Origin of the sequence: Pectobacterium sp. PL64, from assembly GCF_022477975.1 — a bacterium.
In the GTDB taxonomy this organism is placed as follows: domain Bacteria; phylum Pseudomonadota; class Gammaproteobacteria; order Enterobacterales; family Enterobacteriaceae; genus Pectobacterium; species Pectobacterium jejuense.
Genome location: NZ_CP092070.1, coordinates 950,535 through 974,235, shown reverse-complemented (window position 1 = coordinate 974,235; position 23,701 = coordinate 950,535). Strand labels below are relative to the sequence as shown.

Genomic DNA, 23,701 nt, shown 5'->3' with positions numbered 1-23,701 from the left:
GCAAAAATACGTCATAATTCCTGCACACGACACGACATACTAAAGAATATCCCTGCAAATTCTGGTTCATCTGTGCCTGCCCTGATACGCTATCGAGGTTATGTTCATTTAAAGGTGAAAAAAGAGATATGGAGTGGATCGCTGATCCAACGATATGGGCCGGGTTGGCCACGCTGGTTGTCCTGGAACTGGTTCTGGGCATTGATAATCTTATCTTCATTGCCATTCTGGCTGAGAAACTACCAAAAGAACAACGCGATAAAGCCAGAGTCGTCGGTCTCTTACTTGCCCTGATTATGCGGCTGGGCCTGCTGGCGTCCATTTCATGGCTGGTGTCTTTGACTACCCCCCTCTTCACGTTCCTTGGGCACACATTCAGCGCTCGCGATGTCATCATGCTGGTTGGAGGGCTTTTTCTACTCTTTAAAGCCACCATGGAACTCAACGAACGTCTCGAAGGAAAAGATGAGGAGCAGCAAGCCCAGCGTAAAGGTGCACGTTTCTGGCCAGTAGTGGCACAGATCGTGGTACTGGACGCCATATTCTCGCTGGACTCCGTGATTACCGCCGTCGGCATGACCGATCACCTGCTGGTCATGATGTCCGCCGTGACCATCGCTATTTTCCTCATGCTGCTGGCCAGCAAACCGCTGACCCGTTTTGTCGCTGAACACCCGACCATCGTTATCCTGTGTCTCAGCTTCCTGCTGATGATTGGTTTCAGTTTGGTCGCAGACGCCTTTGGTTATCACATCCCTAAAGGTTATCTCTACGCCGCGATAGGTTTCTCGGTGATGATTGAGATGTTGAATCAGGTCTCCCTGTTCAACCGTCGCCGCTTTCTCTCCTCCTCGGTTCCACTACGCCAGCGCACCGCGGAAGTGGTTTTGCGTATCTTGCGCGGTAATCATGAAGAAGCAGAACTGGACAATCAAACCTCATCGATGATTGCCGACAACACCCGGGCAGGTCAGGAAGTCTTCAATATTCAGGAACGCCGGATGATAAAGCGGGTATTGGGGCTGGCACAGCGAACCATCAGCAGCATTATGACGTCTCGGCATGACATCGACTCGGTCGAGCTGGATATTACACAGGATGCGCTCGCTAAACTGTTAACGACCAACCAGCATTCCCGATTGGTGGTAACCGACAGCAATACCTCCGACGAACCGTTGGGTATCGTACATGTTGCCGATTTACTCCAGCAGCAGCTAAACCGCGAGCCGTTCAATCCACGTATTCTGATTCGTCAGCCGCTGGTCTTTCCCGAACAGCTTTCACTTTTACAGGCTTTAGAACAATTTAGAGAAGCGCGAACGCACTTTGCGTTTGTCGTTGATGAATTTGGTTCGATGGAAGGGATAGTCACATTAAGCGACGTGATGGAAACCATTGCCGGCAACCTGCCGCGCGAAGGGGAAGATCGCGATGCGCGCCACAGCATTCAGCAGAATGACGACGGCAGTTGGACTGTAAATGGCTATATTCCGCTGGAAGACTTAACGATGTATGTTCCGCTGACGCTGGATGAAAAGCGCGAATACTACACGCTGGCGGGGCTGTTGATGGAGCACGCACAGCGGGTTCCGCAAGTGGGCGATACACTATCAATCGATAGCTATCAGTTCACTATTCTGGCGGTGGAAAGCCACCGTATCGTAGAGGTCCGAATCACACCAAACGACGAACCACAAACTGATTTTGAAGTGTGAGCAAATAGGTCAATCAAACGTGAAATAGAGGTGGAAGGGATAACTTCTCTTCTTCCTTTCCACTGGCTGGCAATACATTGATGTTCGGGCAATCCTGTCAGACAATAAGAGAATCGCAGGGGCGGGAGCTATCACATGTTCGATGAGATCGTTTTGACACTGAAAAAACAGATGCCTGACATCAAGATGATTTACCTCTTTGGTTCCCAGGCAACAGGCAATGCCAGAGCAGACAGCGACGTTGATATCGCAATCATGGCTACGAGAGCCTTGGATCCCGTTGAACGCTGGGAGCTCTCCCACCAGTTAGCAAAAACAGTAGGTCATGATGTCGATCTTATCGATTTATTGCAGGCCTCGACGGTATTAAAAATGGAGATCGTTCGTAACGGCAAGCTACTTTACGATGCGGAAGCAACAGCGGGAGAATTTGAAATGACAACACTTTCGATGTACCAGCATCTGCAAAAAGAGCGTGCGGATATCATTCGTAGCTTTAATCAGGATCTAAAAGCATGACAGATATCTTACTCAACAAAAGCAGCACCATACAAAGATGCCTACGTCGTATCCGTGAGGAATTCGATACTGAGGAAGGGTTTCGTCAAAACTTCACCAAGCAAGATTCTGTCATACTCAACATACAACGCGCCTGCGAAGCCGCTATTGATATCGCTAATTATCTTATCCGTATCAAGCAGCTAGGTATACCACAGAGTAGCCGCGACAGCTTCGCGCTTCTTGCTGCAAACCAGATTATTACGATTGATCTGTCTGATAATTTGCAAAAAATGGTGGGATTAAGAAACATTGCCGTGCATGACTATCAGGCGCTCAATTTGGATATTGTCATCCACGTCATTTCTCATCGTTTAAGCGACTTTGAGCGTTTTATCAAAGAAATAGCCCGATACAGCGACAGCCAGCACCTTTAGGCCATATAACCTAATAGCCTAAAGGTGTGGCTGTTTACCTCATTTCGATTATCAGGCAGGCACCATAATTTCTGTGGCAACTACCACCACAATCAGCCCAACCAAAACCGGAACTGATGTGCGCTTAACCACCTCGAACGGCGATATTTTCGCCATCCCGGCGACCGCAACGACTACGCCGGATACTGGAGAAATGGTACGGCCCAAGTTGGAAGCCTGAAGCATCGGAATCGCCAGATAGGCAGGGTTAATACCCATTTGCGACGCCAGCTTTGGAATCAGCTCAACAAACGCATAGAACGGTGCATTGCCCGAGCCCGTTGTCATCGCAGCCAACATCGTGATCGCGACCAGTACCAGCATAATCACCAACCCACCGCTGCCGAATGACTGCGCCAGACCAATCAGGCCGCTGATAAAACCAATAGTGCCAAGACCCTGGGCAAAGACACCGGCTGCAACTAACAGGATGACAACGCTAGAGAAGGCATCGGCCATCCCACGGTAAGCCACATCCAGCCCGTCAAACACTTTTTGCGCACTGAACGAACGAACAAATTCCAGTACCGCGGCCAGCACCATACAGATCACCAGTACAGTGATAATGTGGAGTTCCGGCCCCCATTTGCCATCAAACACCAGTACACCCATGATCGGCGTAAACGGCAGAATGGCGTAAAAACGCGGGGCATCCGTCGTGATCTCGCTGACGTCCAGAATCTCATGGCTGACATTCGCTTTGTTATCCAGATAGCGCTGCCAGAAGAAATGCGCGACGGCCATGCACACGATCGCCATGATGGAAATAGGCAGCGTGGCTTTAAAGGCAAAATCCACTAATTTCATCTGTGATGCTTGTGCGGCAAGTACGACGTCGCCCGACGTCGGCGACAGAATCAATGCCACAGGAGAGGCACAGATTGCAGCAGCGGCACCGCGACTAATCCCAACGTTCACCATGACAGGGAACAACGTTGCCATCAACAGCACACCTAATCCCGTGGCTGATGACACCGCCAACGACATCAGGCAGGCGACAAAATAAGCCGCAATCATCAGTAAATAAGGCGAGTTAATCATTTTCAGCGGGCGGGAAACCAGCTTCACGACGACATCATTGGCACCGATATGCGTCATATAAGCCGCAAATCCACACAGCACCATAATCATCATGCCGAGATCGCCACCGCGGCTCATCAGCAAAATTTTTACGTATTCAACAATATCCGTTGCACTCCAGCCCGTCGCCTTCGCACTGGCTGGTAATACGTTTTTCCCCAGCATGGCACTGATTGCCAAAAGTAAGAGGCCTCCCACCAGCAACACGCCAGTCGCGGAGTACCCTTTTATAATGTAACGACCAACCAGAATCGTTACAGCAACACCAATCAAAAGTTCGAGCATAGTGGGTTTCGATACCTGAGTAATAAATTATCTGACAGAAATTCCCCGGCAGCGGAATAGCACCGCACCGAAAACAGGGAGCGAAGTTTACTGCTTTAGAAAATAAAAAAAGAGAAAAATATTAACCTGCAGCGTTAAAAAAGAGACACCAAGCACATAGCCAGTCTGGAGGAGGATGACAAACTGAGAGAAAACGTTAGCGAGAAGCTGCCGGTTTGCTGACAGGAATCAGCAAACCGGCTAAGCGCATAGCATTTCAGAAAATTAAAGGCGATCGAGGAGTTGCTTCAGATCCTTACCCTTCTGGCTTTGCTGATTTTGGCTGGCCCAGTCATTCAGGCGTTTTTTCAATTCGTCCTGCAGACGTTTACGCAGCAGTTGATCCACCTGTAACTGGTAATTCAATTTATCCCACTCGCCATAGATGCGTAACGGGATCGCCGTGTTTTTCAACACGCTGACCAGTTGCTCATCGCCCTGCCACCCTTGCGTGATAGAGACATTCAAGTTGACGTCACACGTCTGGGCTGGCAAATCGACTTGGCCGGCACCCGTTAGCGACAGCAGCTCTGATCGGCCATTGAGATCGGTAAGGCGTAACTTACCCGCGTTCAGTTGTACTTTCCCGGCCAGTTGTTGCAGTTCGGTATAGCGCTCATAGCGCTCTTGTCCTCGCACATTCCCATTGCTACGCGCGACGGCCATCTGCACCATTTGCTGGATATTCAAACCCTGTAAACGAACGTTATTGCCTTGCAGCGTCGCTGTCCCCTGCCACTGCTGGAGCAACGCAGGTAGCGCAAAGCTATTGCCGCTGAACTGCCCCACCATCGACAATTTCCCACTGACCATCTCAGCAGGCAGCGCAAATGCGGACATCAACTGGGATAACTCAACATCCTTGAGGTCTGGCCGTAAGATGATGTTGGTCGATGACTTCGTCACAACTTTACCGGGCAATGAGAAATGTCCACCGCCTAGTTCACCGCTCAAGGTCGTCACATCCAGCAGCCCCGGTTGATTGTCTGCCCGTAACGTAAATTGACGGACATCGAGCCCACGATAGATCAGCGTCGCGGCCTGTAATGACAGGCGCGCGGTGAATGTCTGTAAGCCGTCTTCTGGCTTGGCTAACCCACTTTCATTTGAAATCACAGGAGCTGATGATTTAGCCGGCACGACAGCGGCATTGTTCTCTTTTACCGATGCGATCCCCAGCAGGGAATCCAAATCCAGTTTCTCTGACAACAGATCCAATTCGTAATGGGGGATATCCCCCAGCGTCACGCTACCGGCACCCGACAGTTGGCTATTATTGGTATTGAGTGACAGCTGGCTAAACGTGATTTTTTCAGGCTGCTGTTGATAGCTTGCCTGAACACTCCCCGTTCCACTGATACCGTTTGCTGGTATTCCGGCCCCCTGAAGCTGGTAATCTAGCTTGGTAATATTGGCATTGACCTGCTGGGGGAAATGCAGCAAATCGACATCTGCGGCAAGGGAGAAGGCAATATCACGCTGATCGCGATTGATGCGGCTTGATAATTCGATGCTAACCTGACGGTCGCTGTTCTGCTCCATCGCAAGATTAATGTCGCGCACGTTAATCTGCTCATTATTGCTGCGTTGCAGAATCAACAGGCTATCGGCGACTTTGATCTTATCAATATCCAGCCGCCAGTGCCGTTCTTCGGATGGGGCTTGCGATCCCGCTGGGGCAATGGGCGCATTGTTAGACTGTTTGGCTTCACTTTCCGGCGTCAGGCGAATAATGGCACCTTTCAGCATCACCTGCTTGACCGCTAGCTTGTGCGACAGCAGCGGCCACAGCTGCACATCAAGACGCATGTTCTCGGCGCTGACAATCGGCGCAGTGGATCCCGGTGCGCTCAACGACATCCCGCCTGATAATATGCTCAGTTGCGGCCACACGTGCCAACGCAGATCGCCATCCAGTTGAAGGCGATAGCCGCTACGTTCCTCAACTTGCTTCACCATGTAGGCGCGGAAGTCATTGGGATTAACCAGTACGACCAAGGCCGTCATTCCTGCCACCAGCACCACAAGCAGAATTGCCAGCGTCGTCAGAAATCTTCTCATGCCATCCTCATTGCGAAACGCACGGCCACCTGCTTTTTACCTGACAGGCCTGTCGCCAGACGCTTAGTCTTTATCGATCCGGCTCGCTACCGCACCCTGTTGATCTTTATATTTGGCATCCTGACGGCGGTTGTAAGGACGAGCAGCCGGCCCGGAAAGCGGTTCAAAACTCAGAGCGCCAATCATCATGCCGGGGCGTAACGCCAACGGCAACTTACCTGAATTATAGAACTCCAGCACAATTCTTCCTTGCCAACCTGGATCAATTCGGTGTGCGGTGACGTGAACCATCAATCCCAGACGGGCTAGCGAAGAGCGACCATCCAGCCAGCCAACCAAATTATCCGGCAGCGTAACGGATTCAAACGTCACTGCCAGCGCTAATTCTCCTGGGTGCAGGAAAAACGCCTCGCCTTCTGGCAAATTGATTTCATCACTCATGACGCGATCCAGCGCCGCGCTGACTTCATCTTTTGGGCCACTTAAGTCAATGAAGGCCGCAGTATGTCCACGGAAGACGCGAAACTGATTTCCCAAACGAACATCAACGGTCGCACCACTGATCCTCTCAGTAGGTGGACGGGGTGTAATCACCAGTCGGCCATCATCCAGCCAGGCTTCAATGTCACGGTCACACAGTCTCATCTTATTCTCCATTCGGCGCCGGTAACTATCAGATAAACCTCATCTACCCGTCATGCTTCACATGACCTCCACGTTAGTGAGGCAACGCGGATTATTTAGGGTATCGACTACTCAAAAAACTGGCTTATCTTGGCTTTCAAAATATCAATCGCAATACGGTTTTTCCCGCCGCGCGGCACAATAATGTCGGCATACTGCTTAGAGGGCTCGATAAATTGCAGGAACATCGGGCGCACGGTCTTCTGATACTGTTCCATCACGGAATCCATTGAACGCCCGCGCTCATTAACGTCGCGACGCATACGGCGCAGCAGGCAAATATCCAGCGGTGTATCGACAAAAATAGAGAAATTCATCTCACTACGCAGACGCGCATCCGTCAGCAGCAGGATACCTTCCAGAATAATGACCTTTTTCAGCTCGATATGCACGGTTTCCTGCTTACGGGTGTGCTCGACATAGCTGTACTGCGGGACTTCGATCGCCTGACCGGCTTTCAGCATCTGCAAATGCTTGAGCAGCAGACTATGATCCATCGAGCTCGGGTGGTCGTAGTTAGTTTTTACCCGCTCTTCCATTGTCAGGTGGCTTTGATCTTTATAATAACTGTCTTCAGATATCACCCCGATATGCTGATCACCAACCTGATCGCGCAATTCTCGATACAAGGTGCTGGAAATAAGACTTTTACCCGAAGCGGATGCTCCTGAGATCCCGATGATGACGCACTGGTGAGACTGATCAGTCATGGTATTAACGACCTGATTAACATAAATAAAAGAGAGGGGAACGCGCCAACGGGCGCTTTGACGCGGCAATTATAGGGAGTTACCCCCCTTCACGCCACCCTTTCCGCGTATTGCGCCCGAGGGAAATCGCATGCTGGCGCAGGATCAAGCCGGGACAGAGCCCGGCTTATTACTCTCTGGCGGAAGCGTTACAGCGCCCGGAAAGAAATTTCGCCGGGAATCGTGTCACCCTGCCAGTAGAGCTGAGCGGCAACCTGCCCCGCCAGTTCGCGGTACAGAGAAGTAAACTCGCTGTCCGGCTGGCTGACTACCGTCGGCTCACCGCGGTCAAGGTCTTCACGCAGGGAGATATGCAGTGGAAGCTGACCTAACAGGGAACAGTGATATTTTTCCGCCAGTTTCTGCGCGCCGCCCGTGCCAAAGATCGGCTCCAGATGACCACAGTTGCTACAGATGTGTACGCTCATATTCTCAACTATGCCCAGTACCGGCACGCTGACTTTTTCAAACATCGCGATGCCCTTCATGGCATCCATCAGCGCGATATCCTGTGGCGTCGTCACCACGACCGCACCAGTGACAGGAATACTCTGCGCCAGCGTCAGTTGAATATCACCCGTACCCGGCGGCATATCTAATACCAGATAGTCCAGATCCGGCCAGAGCGTATCCTGCAGCAGCTGCAATAACGCTTTGCTGGCCATCGGCCCACGCCACACCATGGCGTTATCGTCCGTCACCAGATAACCAATCGAGTTGGTTGCCAGGCCATGCGCGATAATCGGTGCCATATGTTGGCCGTCTGGCGAGGTTGGGCGCTCACTGGCCGAACCCAGCATGGTCGGAATGGAAGGACCGTAGATGTCGGCATCCAGAATGCCCACATTCGCGCCTTCAGCCGCCAGCGCCAGGGCCATATTGACCGCCGTGCTCGATTTGCCGACTCCGCCTTTGCCGGAACTGACGGCAATGATGTTTTTCACGCCCTTAACGCCAGCCTGATCGTTAACCCGACGCAGCGTCGCGATGTCGTGCGTTAAACGCCACTCGATCGCCTTTGCACCTGATAAACGTAATAGCTCATCGCTAACCGTTTCCTTTAATACAGCCAAACCGCTCAGCCAGACAAACGGCATCGTCAGATCGATATGCAACACGTTGTCCAGCAGCGCACAATGGCGCAGCGCATTCAGTGTCGTCAGGTTGTTTTTCAGTGTCGGGTGCTGAAAAGTAGATAAAACCCCGGTGACCATCGCACGCAGTGCTTCAGGGCGTTGTTCGGGGACTGTCGCGTTCATTCCGGCTCCTTGAAATTCTCATATTTGACCGTTGAGACCGTATATAGCATACCAGAGCGAGGGAAGCCTGACGCCCTTCGGCATCAAAAACGTGGAAACGCTACGCAAATTAAAATCTGCTATGTGGTTTCCTGCCGTTTTACTCACGCCAGCGGTTTACGCAGCAAGGCGCTATCGGTTAACATCGATCTCCCTCTATTCACAAAAGAAAGCAAGTTCCTCATGACTCAAGTCGCAAAGAAAATCCTGGTAACGTGCGCGCTGCCTTACGCTAATGGTTCAATCCACCTCGGTCATATGCTTGAACACGTTCAGGCCGATATTTGGGTTCGTTACCAGCGAATGCGCGGCAACCAGGTTCACTTTATCTGTGCGGACGACGCCCACGGCACGCCAATCATGCTGAAAGCGCAGCAGATGGGAATTGCGCCGGAACAGATGATTGCGGCAATGAGTCAGGAGCATCAGCAGGACTTTGCCGGTTTCAATATCAGCTATGACAACTACCACTCTACGCATAGCGAAGAGAACCGCGAGCTGTCAGGTCTGATTTATGGTCGGCTGAAAGAGAACGGCTTTATTAAAAATCGCACCATTTCTCAGCTGTACGATCCAGAGAAAGGCATGTTCCTGCCGGATCGTTTCGTCAAAGGCACCTGCCCGAAATGTAAGGCTGCCGACCAATACGGCGATAACTGCGAAGTCTGTGGCGCGACCTACAGCCCAACGGAGCTGATCGAACCAAAATCAGTGGTGTCTGGTGCCACGCCAGAAATGCGTGAAACAGAACACTTCTTCTTCGATCTACCTGCGTTCAGCGAGATGCTGCAAGCCTGGACGCGTTCCGGCGCATTGCAGGAGCAAGTCGCTAACAAGATGCAAGAGTGGTTCGATTCGGGTCTGCAACAGTGGGATATTACCCGCGACGCGCCCTATTTCGGTTTTGAAATCCCCGATGCGCCAGGCAAATATTTTTACGTCTGGCTGGATGCGCCAATCGGCTACATGGGGTCGTTCAAGAACCTGTGCGACAAGCGTGGCGATCTGAATTTTGATGATTTCTGGAAGAAAGACTCCGACGCGGATTTGTATCACTTCATCGGTAAAGACATCGTTTATTTCCACAGCCTGTTCTGGCCAGCCATGCTGGAAGGCAGCGGTTTCCGTAAACCGACAAACCTGTTCGTACATGGTTATGTCACGGTCAACGGTGCGAAGATGTCTAAATCACGCGGCACCTTCATCAAAGCAGGCACGTACCTGCAACATCTGGATGCCGATTGCCTGCGTTATTACTACGCGGCAAAACTGTCTTCTCGCATTGATGACATCGACCTCAATCTGGAAGATTTCGTTCAGCGCGTGAATGCTGACATCGTTAACAAAGTCGTGAATCTGGCATCACGTAATGCCGGTTTCATCAACAAGCGCTTTGACGGCAAGCTAGCGGACAAGCTGGCCGACGCCGAACTGTACAAAACCTTCACCGATGCTGCCACCAGCATTGCCGAAGCCTATAACAGCCGTGAATCCGGCCGTGCCATTCGTGAGATCATGGCGTTGGCGGATATCGCTAACCGCTATGTTGACGAACAGGCACCGTGGGTTGTGGCGAAAGCAGAAGGTCGGGATGAAGATCTGCAAGCCATTTGCTCAATGGGCATCAACCTGTTCCGCGTACTGATGACATACCTGAAACCGGTTCTGCCTTCGCTGTCCCAGCGCACAGAAGCGTTTTTGAACACGGAACTGAGCTGGGATGCGATTGCCACGCCGCTGCTGAGCCATCAGGTTAATCCATTCAAAGCGCTGTTCAACCGCATCGATCTGGATAAAGTTAACGCAATGGTTGACGCATCGAAAGAAGACATGGTCGCCGCACAAAAAGTCGTATCTGGTCCGTTGGCAGACAACCCGGTGCAGGACACCATTAACTTTGACGATTTTGCCAAAGTCGATATGCGTATCGCACTGATTAAGCAGGCTGAACTAGTTGATGGCTCTGACAAGCTCTTACGTCTGACGCTGGATCTGGGCGGCGAAACCCGTCAGGTCTTCTCCGGCATCCGTGAAGCTTATCCCGATCCGGCGAAGCTGGAAGGCCGTTTAACCGTGATGGTTGCCAATCTGGCACCGCGTAAAATGCGCTTCGGCATATCAGAAGGTATGGTGATGGCAGCCGGTCCCGGTGGGAAAGATATCTTCCTGCTGAGCCCAGACAGCGGCGCCCAGCCGGGTATGCAGGTCAAATAATCATCACATCAAGCCGGATTCTTATCCGGCTTTTTTTTGCAACAATTTCTCCACAAATCCCCGTTTATTCCTTTCTGACTGACACGCGGCTCCGCATAGTTTGTAACCATGAAATAACAAAACCGTTATGCATTACAATATATAACGAATAAAAAATATACCTCTTTATAGGTGTTATGGGGGTTTAAATACTTAAATTTTGATTTTGCGCAAAGCCCACAACTTGTGTGTTGTTAAATTGCTCGCAACAAAAATGACACATAATTACACAGGGAAACTAATGCAACTAAATAGAAGAGGTTTCTTTAAAGTTTGCGCGGGGGGGATGGCTGGAACCACTCTCGCGGTATTGGGCTTTACACCCACGGAAGCAATGGCATCAGTACGTCAATATAAGCTGTTACGGGCAAAAGAGACGCGTAACAACTGCACCTACTGTTCAGTGGGTTGTGGTGTGCTCATGTATAGCCTGGGCGATGGCGCCAAAAACGCGAAGCCTTCCGTTTTTCATATCGAAGGTGATGCGGATCACCCAGTCAGCCGCGGCTCCCTTTGCCCGAAAGGTGCGGGTCTGGTTGACTATATCCACAGTGAAAACCGCCTGCTCTACCCTGAATACCGCGCGCCGGGCTCAGACAAATGGCAACGAATCAGTTGGGACGACGCGATTGAACGCATCGCGCGCCTGATGAAAGCTGACCGTGATGCCAACTTCGAACGCACCAACGCCAAAGGCGAAACCGTCAATCGCTGGCTGACTACCGGTATGCTGTGCTCTTCTGCTGCCAGCAACGAAACCGGTATTCTCGACCAGAAATTTGCCCGCGCACTCGGCATGGTTGCCATCGACTGTCAGGCGCGTTTGTGTCACGGGCCAACCGTTGCGGCACTGGCACCGACATTCGGCCGTGGCGCGATGACTAACAACTGGGTTGATATCAAAAACGCCAACGTCATTATCGTGATGGGCGGAAACCCGGCAGAAGCGCACCCGGTCGGTTTCAAATGGGCCGTTGAAGCGAAAACACACAACAATGCGAAACTGATTGTTGTCGATCCGCGTTTTAACCGCTCCGCTGCCGTTGCCGATCTCTACGCACCGATTCGCGCCGGTTCAGATGCCGCCTTCCTGTTAGGTATCGTTAATTACCTTATTACGAACGATAAAATTCATCGCGAATACGTGGTGTCTTACACCAACGCCAGCCTGATCGTACGTGATGACTTTAGCTTCGACGAAGGCTTGTTCAGCGGCTACGACGAACAAAAACGTCAATATGATAAATCCAGCTGGCAGTATGAGTTGGATGAAGCCGGTTTCGCCAAACGCGATAACACGCTGTCCCACCCGCGCTGCGTCTGGAACCTGCTGAAAAAGCACGTTTCCCGCTATACGCTGGAAATGGTGACATCCCTGTGCGGTACCTCAGCCAAAGATTATGAAGAGATTTGCCGTACGCTGGCTGAAACCTGTGTACCGAATAAAACCGCAACCTTCATGTATGCACTGGGTTGGACGCACCACACCAACGGCGCGCAAATCATCCGCTCCGCCGGCATGATCCAGCTTCTGCTGGGGAATATTGGTATGGCAGGCGGCGGCATCAACGCCCTGCGCGGCCACTCCAACATTCAGGGGTATACCGATCTGGGTCTGCTGTCGTTAAATCTGCCGGGTTATATGCCACTGCCGTCAGAAAAACAGCCGGATCTGAATACCTATCTGGGCCAAATCACGCCAACCGCCGCGCTGCCCGATCAGGTTAACTATTGGAAAAACACGCCAAAATTCTTTATCAGCATGATGAAGAGCTTCTACGGCGACCACGCGCAGGCCGCGAATAACTGGGGTTATGACTGGTTGCCGAAGTGGGATCGTAGCTACGACGTTATGGTGCAAACCGAGCTGATGGTAGAAGGCAAAATGAACGGCTACATCGTTCAGGGCTTTAACCCTGTCGCGGCGTTCTCCAACAAGAACAAAGCGACCGAAGCGCTCTCCAAGCTCAAATACATGGTCATCATCGATCCGCTGGTCACGGAAACGTCCACATTCTGGCAGAACTATGGCGAATTCAACGACGTAGATACGAAATCCATTCAGACTGAAGTCTTCCGTCTGCCGTCTTCCTGCTTTGCCGAAGAAAATGGTTCTATCGCCAACTCCGGTCGCTGGCTGCAATGGCACTGGGCGGCGGCTGAGCCACCAGGAGAAGCCCGTCACGACGGTAAAATCCTCGGTAAGCTGCTGATGCGTCTGCGTGAGCTGTATAACGAAGAAGGCGGTACTTACCCGGATCCGTTGATGAACATCAACTGGAACTACAAAGACCCGGAAGATCCGCATCCAGAAGAAATCGCCCGCGAAGCCAACGGCATGGCGCTGGCTGATATCTACGACGACAGCGGCAAACTGATCCTGAAAAAAGGTCAGCAGCTTGCCGATTTCTCACAGTTGCGAGATGACGGCACCACGTCCAGCTTCTGCTGGATTTATGCCGGGAGCTGGACAGAAGCCGGTAACCAGATGGATAAACGCGACAACGCGGATGCCGGTCTGGGCTGTACGCCGAACTGGTCATGGTGCTGGCCGCAAAACCGCCGCATTCTCTACAACCGCGCCTCCGCCGACCTGCAAGGGAAACCGTGGGACAGCAAGCGTAAATTGCTGGAATGGACCGGTCAGAAGTGGCAAGGCATTGATGTGCCTGACTTCGCCTCAACCGTACCGCCGGGCAAAGACACCGGGCCGTTCATCATGCTGCCGGAAGGTCTGGCACGTCTGTTCTCCGTGGACAAACTGGTAGACGGGCCGTTCCCTGAACACTACGAGCCGATCGAATCGCCTATTGGCACCAACCCGCTGCACCCGTCGGTGATTTCCAGCCCGGTCGCGCGTTTGTTTGCGCGTGATGCGAAAACCATGGGCACCGCGAAGGACTTCCCTTACGTGGCGACCACGTACTCGATTACCGAATTGTTCCGTCACTGGACAAAACACGCGCGTCTGAACGCGATTGTGCAGCCGGAACAGTTTGTTGAGATCGGTGAAAATCTGGCGAAGAGCAAAGGCATTAAAGCGGGCGATGAAGTCAAAGTCTCCTGCCAGCGTGGCTACATCAAAGCCAAAGCGGTGGTCACCAAGCGTATCAAAACGCTGCAAATTGCCGGACGCAACGTGGAAACCGTTGGTATTCCCTGCCACTGGGGTTTTGAGGGAACCACGCGTAAAGGGTTCCTGGCTAACACACTCACCCCGAGCGTCGGCGACGCTAATTCACAAACGCCTGAGTACAAAGCGTTTTTGGTTAATGTAGAGAAGGCGTAAGGGTAGCCAACTATGTCAATGCAATCACAAGATATTATTAAACGTTCGGCCACCAACGGCTTTACACCGCCTCCGCATGTGCGTAATGACAAAAGCGAAGTGGCAAAACTGATCGATGTCACTACCTGTATCGGCTGTAAAGGCTGTCAGGTGGCCTGTTCCGAGTGGAACGACATTCGTGACGAGGTCGGACATAACTTCGGCGTTTATGATAACCCAGCGGATCTGAGCGCCAAATCCTGGACGCTGATGCGCTTTTCCGAAGTGGAAGAGAACGATCGTCTGGAATGGCTGATCCGTAAAGATGGCTGCATGCACTGTAGCGATCCGGGCTGTCTGAAAGCCTGTCCTTCCGCCGGTGCGGTTATCCAGTATGCCAACGGTATCGTCGATTTTCAGTCCGAACACTGTATCGGCTGCGGCTATTGCATCGCCGGCTGCCCATTCAATATTCCGCGTCTGAATAAAGAAGATAACCGCGTCTATAAATGTACGCTGTGCGTCGACAGAGTCAGCGTTGGGCAAGAACCTGCCTGCGTGAAAACCTGTCCGACGGGTGCCATTCGTTTCGGTACGAAAGAAGAGATGAAGCATCTGGCAGAAGAACGCATCGCCGATCTGAAAAGTCGTGGTTATGCGAACGCGGGCCTCTACGATCCGCAGGGCGTGGGCGGTACACACGTGATGTATGTTCTGCACCATGCAGACAGGCCGTCGCTCTATAACAATCTGCCGGATGACCCGCAGATTTCTACGCCGGTCAACCTGTGGAAAGGCATTCTGAAGCCGCTGTCTGCATTAGGGTTTGTCGCCACGTTCGCCGGGTTAATGTTCCACTACATCGGTGTGGGTCCAAACACAGAAGAAATGGATCATGACCACAAGGGAGAAGATAAAGAAGGGGGAGACAAACATGAGTAAATCAAAAATGATTTTGCGCACCAAGTTTATCGATCGCATCTGTCACTGGATTGTGGTGATTAGCTTTTTCCTGGTCGCGCTCTCAGGTATTGCTTTGTTTTTCCCAACCCTGCAATGGCTGACGCAGACGTTTGGTACGCCGCAGATGGGACGTATTCTGCACCCGTTTTTTGGCGTGCTGATTGTCATCTGCCTGATTCCGATGTTCTTCCGGTTTGTTAGCCATAACATTCCGAAGAAGCGTGACTTGCCGTGGTTCCTCAATATTGTTGAGGTATTAAAAGGCAATGAGCATGAAGTCGCTGAAGTGGGTAAATACAACCCAGGCCAGAAGATGATGTTCTGGAGCATCATGGGGCTGACGCTGGTACTGCTGATCACCGGAATTATCATGTGGCGTCCTTATTTTGCCCACCTGTTCCCGATTGATGTCGTGCGCTACGCCATCCTGCTTCATGCGGTTGCGGCTATCGTCCTCATCCATGCCATCCTGATCCATATGTACATGGCGTTCTGGGTCAAAGGGTCGATCAAGGGCATGATTGAAGGCAAGGTTTCTAAGCGCTGGGCACGTAAACACCACCCACGCTGGGCGCGTGAAATGGAAGAGAAAGAAGTGAAGAAATAACCCACTCTCTTCTATTCCGTTACTCCCGTTTTCGTTCGACAAATAGGTTTGTCAACGATCTGAAATGCCCGCCTTGCGGGCATTTTTCTTTTTATCCGCAGTCAGCACGAATCGTTATAACTTAAACCCAAAAGTCATAATGCTCCCCTCTTCCTCGTCTATCGCTCAACGGCTATGATGCAGTATCATTTTTAAATAGACATCCAGACATAAAGACAGCTATAAAGTAGTGACGCAGAAAACATAACAATACTGCCATCAGCACGACACACTTTCATCAACACAAGATTCCTTTATAAAACGCCATGGAGCTGATAATGAAGAAATTTACGCCCGCCCTGCTTGCACTGAGCTTACTGACTGCATTACCGGCACTGGCTAATCAGAATGCCACCATTGCTCCCGTTCCAGCCGCTATCGCCAATCATGACGGTCCGGTTCGCATCGCGGTTATCCGCAACTTGGGTTCGGACGACAACACCACGCAGTTTGTTTCCGGCGTGCTTGAAGAAGGTAAAAAGCTGGGCTTTAAGGTCAGCACTTTTCTGAGCAACGGCGATGACGCCCGCTTTCAGGATTTCGTGAATCAGGCGATTAGCCAAAAATATGATGGCATCATCCTGTCACAGGGCCGCGATCCCTACTCTACTGATTTGATTAAACGCATTGTCGACAGCGGCATTGCCGTTTCCGTATTTGATACCGCCGTGAACGGCGAGATTCCGGGCGTGACCGTCACCCAGCAGGATGACGCCTCGCTGACTAACGAATCACTCGGCCAACTGGTGAAGGATTTCAACGGTAAAGCCAACATCATCAAACTGTGGGTTGCCGGCTTCCCGCCGATGGAACGCCGCCAGCTTGCCTATCAGCAGATCCTGAAAGCCAACCCCGGCATCAAGGAACTCGAATCGATTGGTGCCGTGTCCTCTGACGTTCAGGGCGATACCGCTAACAAAGTCGGTGCGGTGCTGGCGAAATACCCGAAAGGCAAAATCGATGCCATCTGGGGATCCTGGGATGCTTTCAGCCAGGGCGCTTATAAAGCGTTGAAAGAAAACGGCCGGACCGAAATCAAACTGTACAGCATCGACATCTCCAATCAGGATTTACAGCTGATGCGCGAAGCAAGCAGCCCGTGGAAAGTCAGCGTGGCTGTCGATCCTAAGCTGATCGGTAAAGTGAATCTGCGTCTGGTTGCCAACAAGATTGCCGGTGAACCAACGCCTGCGACCTACGAGTTCCGCGCTGCTGCGATTCCACAGGCGCTGTTAGCCAGCCAGCCGGGTGCAGTCAACGTCGCCGGATTGGCGAAAATCATCCCTGGCTGGGGCCATACGGATGATTTTATCGCACCGTGGTTTGCTACACTGGAAGCCAAACAGGCGAAATAACACGGAGATAGCTCATGGCATCGACTCCTCTGCCCACCCCCGATTACAGCCGTAACATGCGGCTGATTGGGCACAGCGATCAGGGTGGCAGACCCGATGGCGTACAGGTGATGGTTCATCGCGGCTACGCTTATATCGGGCATATGGTTTCACAAGGTGTGTCGATTGTGGATGTGCGCGATGCCAGAAATCCCAAGCCAGCGGGGTTTATTGCTGCCCCGCCCGGCACCTGGAATATCCACCTGCAAACGCACGATGACCTGCTGCTTGTCGTCAACGCGCGTGATTTGTTTGCCGACGCCAGCTTCGCCGAGGAAAAGGTCTATTACACCCGCTCCGTCGCCGACACGGTCAGTACCAAACAGCAGGACAAAAGCTGGAGCGCCGGATTACGTATTTTCGATATCTCAACACCGGATAAACCACGCGAAATCAGCTTCCTGCCGCTGGATGGCATCGGTATTCATCGCATCTGGTACGTAGGTGGGCGCTGGGCTTATGTCTCCGCGCTGCTCGATGGCTACAGCGATTACATCTTTCTGACTATCGATCTGGCCGATCCACAGCGTCCAGAGGTTGCGGGCCGCTACTGGCTACCCGGCATGCATACCGCCGGTGGGGAAACCGCAAGCTGGCCGGAAGGCAAGCGTTACGCCCTGCACCACGCCATCATCAGCGGCGACACCGCCTATGGCAGCTGGCGCGATGGCGGATTGACGCTGCTGGACGTGAGCGATCGCACCAATCCTCAGCTCATTAGCCACCGTAACTGGAGCCCGCCGTTTGGCGGCGGTACACACACGGCGCTGCCGTTGCCGGATCGCGATCTGCTGATCGTGTTGGATGAAGCAGTATTGGATAATCAGGAAGATGGCGAGAAATTGATTTGGGTGTTCGATATTCGTGAGCCGAGCAATCCGGTGAGCATCGCCACTTTTCCGCAGCCGAAAGAGGCGGACTATGTGAAGAAAGGCGCACACTTTGGCCCACATAACCTGCATGAAAACCGGCCCGGCAGCTTCATCAGTTCGTCACTGATTTTCGCCACGTATCAAAATGCTGGGGTACGGACTTACGACATCAGTAACCCGTATCAGCCGAAGGAAACCGGCGCATTGGTACCTGCTGCGCCAGCCAGAATGGTCGATAAACGCCCCGGCAGACCGCAGATTATTCAGTCTTGCGATGTGTTCGTTGATGCCAACGGCATCATCTACAGCACAGACTACAACGCGGGTTTATCGATTATCGAATACCGGGGTTAATGACCTTGCGCTGTATTAGCATCAGTGCATAACGGGGGCTTTGTGCAGCACAGCACTTAAGCAAAGCCGCCGTTGACTCGGACAACTTGAGAATTGACCCATCCTCCCTCTTTTCCGAGCAAGAAGGAAACCGCATTAGCGATGTCGACAGGCTGCCCCAGGCGTTCCAGTGGCGACATCTTCGTCAGCATATCCACCTGCTCCTTGGTCTTGCCCTTCATGAACAGCTCGGTACTCACTGGGCCAGGGGCAACGGCATTCACCGTAATATTGCGTCCCCACAGTTCGTTGGCAAGGACATGCACGAGCCCTTCAACAGCAGCCTTAGAGGCGATGTAAGGCCCATAGCCAGGCGTTGCCTTAGCGATCACACTCGTGGACAAGGCCACAATCCGCCCACCGTCCTTAAGCACTTCCGCAGCTTTCGCAAGGACGAGAAAGGTACCTCTCACATTCGTGGACATGATGCGATCAAAAACGTCCACATTCGCAGTCTTGATAGGTGCGAGATCCATGACACCCGCGTTGCTGACCACCGCATCCACCTGTCCAAAAACCTCCAGCACGGTTGAGAACAGTCTGTCTACATCGTCAGGGTTGCTGACGTCCCCTTGAACAGCCAGAGCGCTCCCGCCGTTCGTCTGTATCTCTGCAACCGTCTGGCAAGCTTGCTCATGATTGCCAGCATAGCCGATGGCGACGGAGAAACCATCAGAGGCCAGCTTCAACGCGATCGCTTTGCCAATGCCGCGTGAAGCGCCGGTCACGATAGCCACCTTGTTTGGTGTTTTGCTCATGGGGATCCTCTTCTTATGTTGATTGGTTTTAGTCACATAGGGCCGGTCAATGTGATGCTCGGATAAGCACCTTACCGCAAGCATGTCGGGTAGCCACCTTTTCTAGCGCCAAACGTGCTTCACTCAACGAGAAAGTAGAGTCAATAATAACCTGCAACTGACGCGTCAGAAACAGACGCATGGCGTGCGGCAAGAAGGGTGTTGCACTGGCAAAGAAGACAAACGTGCCCGAGTATCCATCCATTGGTTTAATTCCGAACTCAACGAGCGTCGCAATACGCCCCCCCGTACGCAGAACGGACCAGGATTTCTTCAGCGTATCGCCGCCGACGGTATCTAGCACGAGGTCGATATCGCGTGTTTTTTCAAAATCTTGGCTCCGGTAGTCGATGACCTCATCAGCACCCAGTTTTCTGACTAGATCAAGGTTCTTGCTTGACGCCGTGGCAACGACATAGGCACCCGCCTGGTGTGCCAGTTGAACAGCCATGCTGCCCACGCCCCCCGCCGCCGCATGAATCAGCACGCGTTGCCCACGTTGCAGGCTACCGACGTCAAAGAGCGCTTGCCATGCCGTACCGAATGCCGTCGGCAGAGCGGCAGCCTGTTCAATATTCATCTCCGATGGGATGAGACACAGGTCATCTGCAGAAATGACAAGACTTTCGGCGAAAGCACCACCGACATCAGGCGCAGTACGCCCGACCACTCGGTCACCGGACCGCAGATGCGTCACTTGCGCACCGACAGATTCGATGACGCCGCTAAAATCAGTGCCTGGAACGTAAGGAAGTTCGGCCGGGAAGAGTTGCTGCATATCCCCTGCTATCATCTGTAGATCCAGCGGGTTTACGCTCGCAGCTTCAACACGCACTGTAACGTCGTTGAGGTGCGGAGTACGTGTCCGACGCTCGCCGAGAGTGAGGATACCAGGGGCACCAAAAGTATGAATAAATGCTGCCTTCATCGCGTTATCTCCAAAATGATTAGCCTTGAGCAGGGAATTGGCCGAGTTGAAGGAACAAACCGAACCAGTCTTCCATGTGCCACGTGGTAGTCAGACGATTGGCTTCGAGCGTGTGGAATTCGTGAAGGCGGAAGCTGACTTTCTTGCCAGTGGGAGCAATGCCGAAAAGCTCACCCTGGTGCGTACCACTGATCTCGGCACGTACCGCGATCCTACCGGGTTCCTGAATCATATCGTGAATGATGATCTGAACATCAGGGAATGCCTCCCCCACGCTTCGGATGATGGGCTTAATGCCGATCGGCCCAGAATCCTGCCCCAGCGCCAGCGGAATGTCTTCCCACGAAGGGGCAAGAACGTCATCGACGAGATCAGGATTCTTTTCGCTAAATGCCAGATAGAACGTCCTCACAATGTCACGCTCATTGCGAAGCTGTTCGGAAAGATCAGTATTGCTTGTGCTCATTATTTATTCCGCTTGTGGTGATTACCGATGGCGCAATTCTGAAGACCTCAGTAAAATCCGTCCAACAAATAAACAATATATACCTATATTACTTTTATGAATTTTCATGGCATTGATCTCAACCTGCTCGTGGCCTTTGATGCCTTGATGAGCGAACGAAACGTGACTCGCGCCGCGATCCAGGTTGGCGTGAGTCAACCTGCAATGAGCTCAGCGCTTTCGAGACTCCGTAAACGCTTCGGTGATCCACTCTTCTTGCGTAGCGCCGATGGTCTATTACCTACAGCACGCGCACGAGAGCTCTCTGAGCCAATCACACAAGCCTTGCGACAGATCGAATCCACGCTCGTGCAGAGAACCATTTTCGAGCCCGGAAACACATCGTTAAACGTCAATCTGGGACTGTCTGACTATCCAACTTTTGTGTTGCTGCCGACCCTGATACAGGCGCTTGCAAAGCACGCACCGGGTGTGTCATTGAACGTGCATGCTTTCAACGATAGGGATCATGCAGTCGATCTGTTGGATGCAGGGGTGATTGATGTGGCCATTGGTGTCCCTCCCACCCATGCTGATGGCCGGATACTGACACGGCCTCTATTTCGTGACGAATTCGTCACGATCATCACCCGAAATCATCCGGCGGCCGAACGGGGGATGACCATGGAAGAATACCTCGCGCTACCCCATATTCTCGCGTCCCCCGAAGGTGAGCTATATGGCGTGGTAGATAAGGCACTTGCACAGCAGGGTAAGAAACGCAAACTTGCGCTAACCTTGCCACAGATGTTCATTGTGCCGACTATCGTGGCGCAAACGCTCATGACAGCCACGGTGTTGAAGCAAGTTGCCCTGCATTCCCCCGTCGGCAGCCAGTTGACGCTATTTCCGCCGCCGATCTCCTTGCCCGATGTCGTGTTCAGCCTCATTTGGCACCGTCGCAGCGACTCGCATCCTGCACAGACATGGCTCAGAGAATTTCATTGCTGAGCATGTCGCGAAGGAGTAGCACAGGGAAGGTACGGCGGGATGTATGTGGAATTCAGCAAACAGGCATGATTGCCAGCGATGACAGTCAGCACCAGCACCTTAGTGCTGATGGCTCCCCGAGAAGCCTGATTTCCAAGAGCCGCACAGGGGCCACACGAGGGGAAGACCGCTCAAGTCTCGGAAAAAACTTGCATACACTGAAATAAACTAACTAATTGATAAAAAAACAGAATTTAGTATTGTGTGGTCTAACGAATTACGCTACTGGAGGTATGGTGAAACAAAAAACCCTGCGGTTAAACGCAGGGCTTACTGTTGTGCTTAGCTAACTTAGTCCAGCGCCAGCATCGACACCCACATTGGCCCCTGACCGACGGCGTAACGCGCCAGCGGTTGCAGATCGCCCGTGTTCTGGTCGATGTGATACACCTCAATGTGCTGAGATTTCTGCCCTGCTGAAATCAGGAACTCACCGGTGTTGTCGATATTGAAACCGCGCGGCTGCGTTTCGGTCGGCTGATGTCCGGTCAGCGTTAACGTGCTGCCATCTTCAGATACCTGGAAAACACTCAGCAGGCTGGCAGTACGATCGCTGATGTACAGGAAGCGACCATTCGGCGTAATGTGAATATCTGCCGCCCAGCGCGTGTCGCTAAAGCCCGCAGGCATGGCATCCAGCGTTTGCACTTTCTGCAGTTCGCCGCTGGCGGCATCCAACTGATACACGTCTACCGAGCTGTCCAGTTCATTCACACAATAGGCAAAGCGTTGATTCGGATGGAAAGCCATATGGCGTGGACCGGCACCCGCTACTGTCGTCATTTCGGCCTGACGGTGTACGCTCAATTCGCCCGTCGCACCCAGATCGTACAGGCGAATACGGTCTTCTTTCAGGCACGGCGCCCACACGACAGAATTGGTTGGATCGATATTGGTAGAGTGGCACCCTTCCAGTCCATCCAGTTGCTGGATCGGCTCGCCGACAATGCCATCAGTACCAATCGGGCTAACGCTAACGCAGGCACCGCTGTAAGACGCGCTGAACAGGAAACGTCCGTCGTTATCGGTCGACAGATGCGTCGGGCTGCCCGGTAAAGATGCGACACCCGCTTCAGTCAATTTACCCTGTTCATCAATACGATAGCTCAGAACCCTGAAATCAGGACGAACCCCAACATACAGGTGATGCTTGTTCGGTGCGATCACCATCGGCTGAACCTGTCCTGGAACGTCAACGGTTTGCAATAATGTCAGATTTCCCTGAGCACCGAGTTGCCAAACATGAATCTGCTGGCTCTCTGGGCTGGCGACATAAACCACTTGCTGCATCGTATTCTCCTTATTTTTCACGCGAATGTGGTGGTACAGGAAGGCTCAAAAGAAGTTCATCAGAAGGATAACGAACCTGCTCAACCCGACGCACGGCATACCATAAATGACCAATCACTCTATTCTACAGAGACATCGCAAGGCTACTATTGATTTAAGTATGATTGATTAAAGTAATGATTGATGTAGCTAACGGGGGCTGGTGATAAGCAATGGAAAATAAGTGATGAGAATGATGCTTCAGACTATCAGGGGAAGATAAGAGAGTAATAACAAGATATATAGGGGAAGACTTGAAGTGGCGGAGGAGTAGAGATTCGAACTCTAGAACGCTTTCGCGTCGCCGGTTTTCAAGACCGGTGCCTTCAACCACTCGGCCACTCCTCCGCAATGACGCGCACTATAAACAGTACACCGCACATTGTAAAGCAGCGTTGTGGTCAACTGCTTAAAAAATAGATGATAAGCAGTTGAAAGCATAGAAAATCAACAATAGCGCTGTAAAACCATCCGTTTC

The 23,701-nt window shown here is 52.2% G+C and carries 19 protein-coding genes and 1 tRNA gene; 10 read left to right on the top strand and 10 right to left on the bottom strand.

Annotated elements, in window-relative coordinates; genetic code table 11:
• The first annotated feature begins 128 nt into the window (after positions 1–128).
• From HP572_RS04270 to HP572_RS04260, 3 genes are all read left to right on the top strand, one after another.
• Complete coding sequence (locus HP572_RS04270) at positions 129–1,715, top strand: TerC family protein (RefSeq protein ID WP_205552438.1); 1,587 nt, start codon at positions 129–131, stop codon at positions 1,713–1,715.
• 135 nt (positions 1,716–1,850) lie between these two features.
• Positions 1,851–2,234 (top strand): nucleotidyltransferase domain-containing protein, encoded by a 384-nt coding sequence (locus HP572_RS04265; protein ID WP_240584843.1) that lies wholly within the window; start codon positions 1,851–1,853, stop codon positions 2,232–2,234.
• Positions 2,231–2,650, top strand: coding sequence for a DUF86 domain-containing protein (locus HP572_RS04260; RefSeq protein ID WP_102116605.1), 420 nt, complete (start codon positions 2,231–2,233; stop codon positions 2,648–2,650). Before HP572_RS04265 ends, HP572_RS04260 begins: the two co-directional genes overlap by 4 nt.
• A gap of 51 nt (positions 2,651–2,701) precedes the next feature.
• Here HP572_RS04260 and dcuC read toward each other — a convergent pair whose 3' ends face one another.
• The 5 genes from dcuC to apbC all read right to left on the bottom strand — a co-directional run bounded on the left by dcuC (position 2,702) and on the right by apbC (position 8,846).
• Positions 2,702–4,054 carry an anaerobic C4-dicarboxylate transporter DcuC gene (dcuC, locus tag HP572_RS04255; RefSeq protein ID WP_039287778.1) on the bottom strand — a complete coding sequence of 451 codons (1,353 nt, stop codon included), beginning with the start codon at positions 4,052–4,054 and terminating at the stop codon, positions 2,702–2,704.
• Positions 4,055–4,318: 264 nt separating this feature from the next.
• Positions 4,319–6,154, bottom strand: a complete 1,836-nt coding sequence (gene asmA, locus HP572_RS04250; protein WP_240584842.1) for an outer membrane assembly protein AsmA — start codon at positions 6,152–6,154, stop codon at positions 4,319–4,321.
• A gap of 63 nt (positions 6,155–6,217) precedes the next feature.
• Positions 6,218–6,799 carry a dCTP deaminase gene (gene dcd, locus HP572_RS04245; RefSeq protein ID WP_005974037.1) on the bottom strand — a complete coding sequence of 194 codons (582 nt, stop codon included), beginning with the start codon at positions 6,797–6,799 and terminating at the stop codon, positions 6,218–6,220.
• 107 nt (positions 6,800–6,906) lie between these two features.
• Positions 6,907–7,548 carry a uridine kinase gene (gene udk, locus HP572_RS04240; RefSeq protein WP_010281304.1) on the bottom strand — a complete coding sequence of 214 codons (642 nt, stop codon included), beginning with the start codon at positions 7,546–7,548 and terminating at the stop codon, positions 6,907–6,909.
• 188 nt (positions 7,549–7,736) lie between these two features.
• The gene (gene apbC, locus HP572_RS04235) at positions 7,737–8,846 is read right to left on the bottom strand and encodes an iron-sulfur cluster carrier protein ApbC (RefSeq protein WP_010296744.1); all 1,110 of its coding nucleotides are present in this window, start codon (positions 8,844–8,846) and stop codon (positions 7,737–7,739) included.
• A gap of 222 nt (positions 8,847–9,068) precedes the next feature.
• On the opposite strand from apbC, the gene metG reads away from it, so the two are divergent.
• The 6 genes from metG to HP572_RS04205 all read left to right on the top strand — a co-directional run bounded on the left by metG (position 9,069) and on the right by HP572_RS04205 (position 18,635).
• Positions 9,069–11,099 carry a methionine--tRNA ligase gene (metG, locus tag HP572_RS04230; RefSeq protein WP_240584841.1) on the top strand — a complete coding sequence of 677 codons (2,031 nt, stop codon included), beginning with the start codon at positions 9,069–9,071 and terminating at the stop codon, positions 11,097–11,099.
• 280 nt (positions 11,100–11,379) lie between these two features.
• Complete coding sequence (gene fdnG / locus HP572_RS04225) at positions 11,380–14,427, top strand: formate dehydrogenase-N subunit alpha (protein WP_240584840.1); 3,048 nt, start codon at positions 11,380–11,382, stop codon at positions 14,425–14,427.
• Positions 14,428–14,439: 12 nt separating this feature from the next.
• On the top strand, positions 14,440–15,348 hold the full coding sequence (gene fdxH, locus HP572_RS04220; protein WP_240584839.1) for a formate dehydrogenase subunit beta: 909 nt from the start codon (positions 14,440–14,442) through the stop codon (positions 15,346–15,348).
• Positions 15,341–15,976: a formate dehydrogenase-N subunit gamma gene (gene fdnI / locus HP572_RS04215; RefSeq protein ID WP_240584838.1), complete on the top strand. Its 636-nt coding sequence runs from the start codon at positions 15,341–15,343 to the stop codon at positions 15,974–15,976. The genes fdxH and fdnI overlap by 8 nt, the downstream gene beginning before the upstream one ends.
• A gap of 317 nt (positions 15,977–16,293) precedes the next feature.
• Positions 16,294–17,370: a sugar ABC transporter substrate-binding protein gene (locus tag HP572_RS04210; protein WP_095994062.1), complete on the top strand. Its 1,077-nt coding sequence runs from the start codon at positions 16,294–16,296 to the stop codon at positions 17,368–17,370.
• A 14-nt stretch (positions 17,371–17,384) separates the two neighbouring features.
• A complete protein-coding gene (locus HP572_RS04205; RefSeq protein ID WP_240584837.1) occupies positions 17,385–18,635 on the top strand; it encodes an LVIVD repeat-containing protein in 1,251 nt (416 codons plus the stop codon).
• 56 nt (positions 18,636–18,691) lie between these two features.
• Here HP572_RS04205 and HP572_RS04200 read toward each other — a convergent pair whose 3' ends face one another.
• The 3 genes from HP572_RS04200 to HP572_RS04190 are packed head-to-tail and all read right to left on the bottom strand — an operon-like array spanning position 18,692 to position 20,865.
• The gene (locus HP572_RS04200) at positions 18,692–19,432 is read right to left on the bottom strand and encodes an SDR family oxidoreductase (RefSeq protein WP_240584836.1); all 741 of its coding nucleotides are present in this window, start codon (positions 19,430–19,432) and stop codon (positions 18,692–18,694) included.
• A 46-nt stretch (positions 19,433–19,478) separates the two neighbouring features.
• On the bottom strand, positions 19,479–20,399 hold the full coding sequence (locus tag HP572_RS04195; protein WP_240584835.1) for an NADP-dependent oxidoreductase: 921 nt from the start codon (positions 20,397–20,399) through the stop codon (positions 19,479–19,481).
• A 19-nt stretch (positions 20,400–20,418) separates the two neighbouring features.
• Positions 20,419–20,865 carry an ester cyclase gene (locus HP572_RS04190; protein WP_240584834.1) on the bottom strand — a complete coding sequence of 149 codons (447 nt, stop codon included), beginning with the start codon at positions 20,863–20,865 and terminating at the stop codon, positions 20,419–20,421.
• Between the two features lie 96 nt (positions 20,866–20,961).
• Here HP572_RS04190 and HP572_RS04185 point away from each other — a divergent pair, with 96 nt between their 5' ends.
• On the top strand, positions 20,962–21,855 hold the full coding sequence (locus HP572_RS04185) for a LysR family transcriptional regulator (RefSeq protein WP_240584833.1): 894 nt from the start codon (positions 20,962–20,964) through the stop codon (positions 21,853–21,855).
• Positions 21,856–22,185: 330 nt separating this feature from the next.
• Here the strand turns inward: HP572_RS04185 and pgl are convergent, their stop codons facing one another.
• The gene (gene pgl, locus HP572_RS04180; protein ID WP_240584832.1) at positions 22,186–23,184 is read right to left on the bottom strand and encodes a 6-phosphogluconolactonase; all 999 of its coding nucleotides are present in this window, start codon (positions 23,182–23,184) and stop codon (positions 22,186–22,188) included.
• Positions 23,185–23,483: 299 nt separating this feature from the next.
• A tRNA-Ser gene (locus tag HP572_RS04175) sits at positions 23,484–23,571 on the bottom strand.
• Positions 23,572–23,701 lie beyond the last annotated feature (130 nt).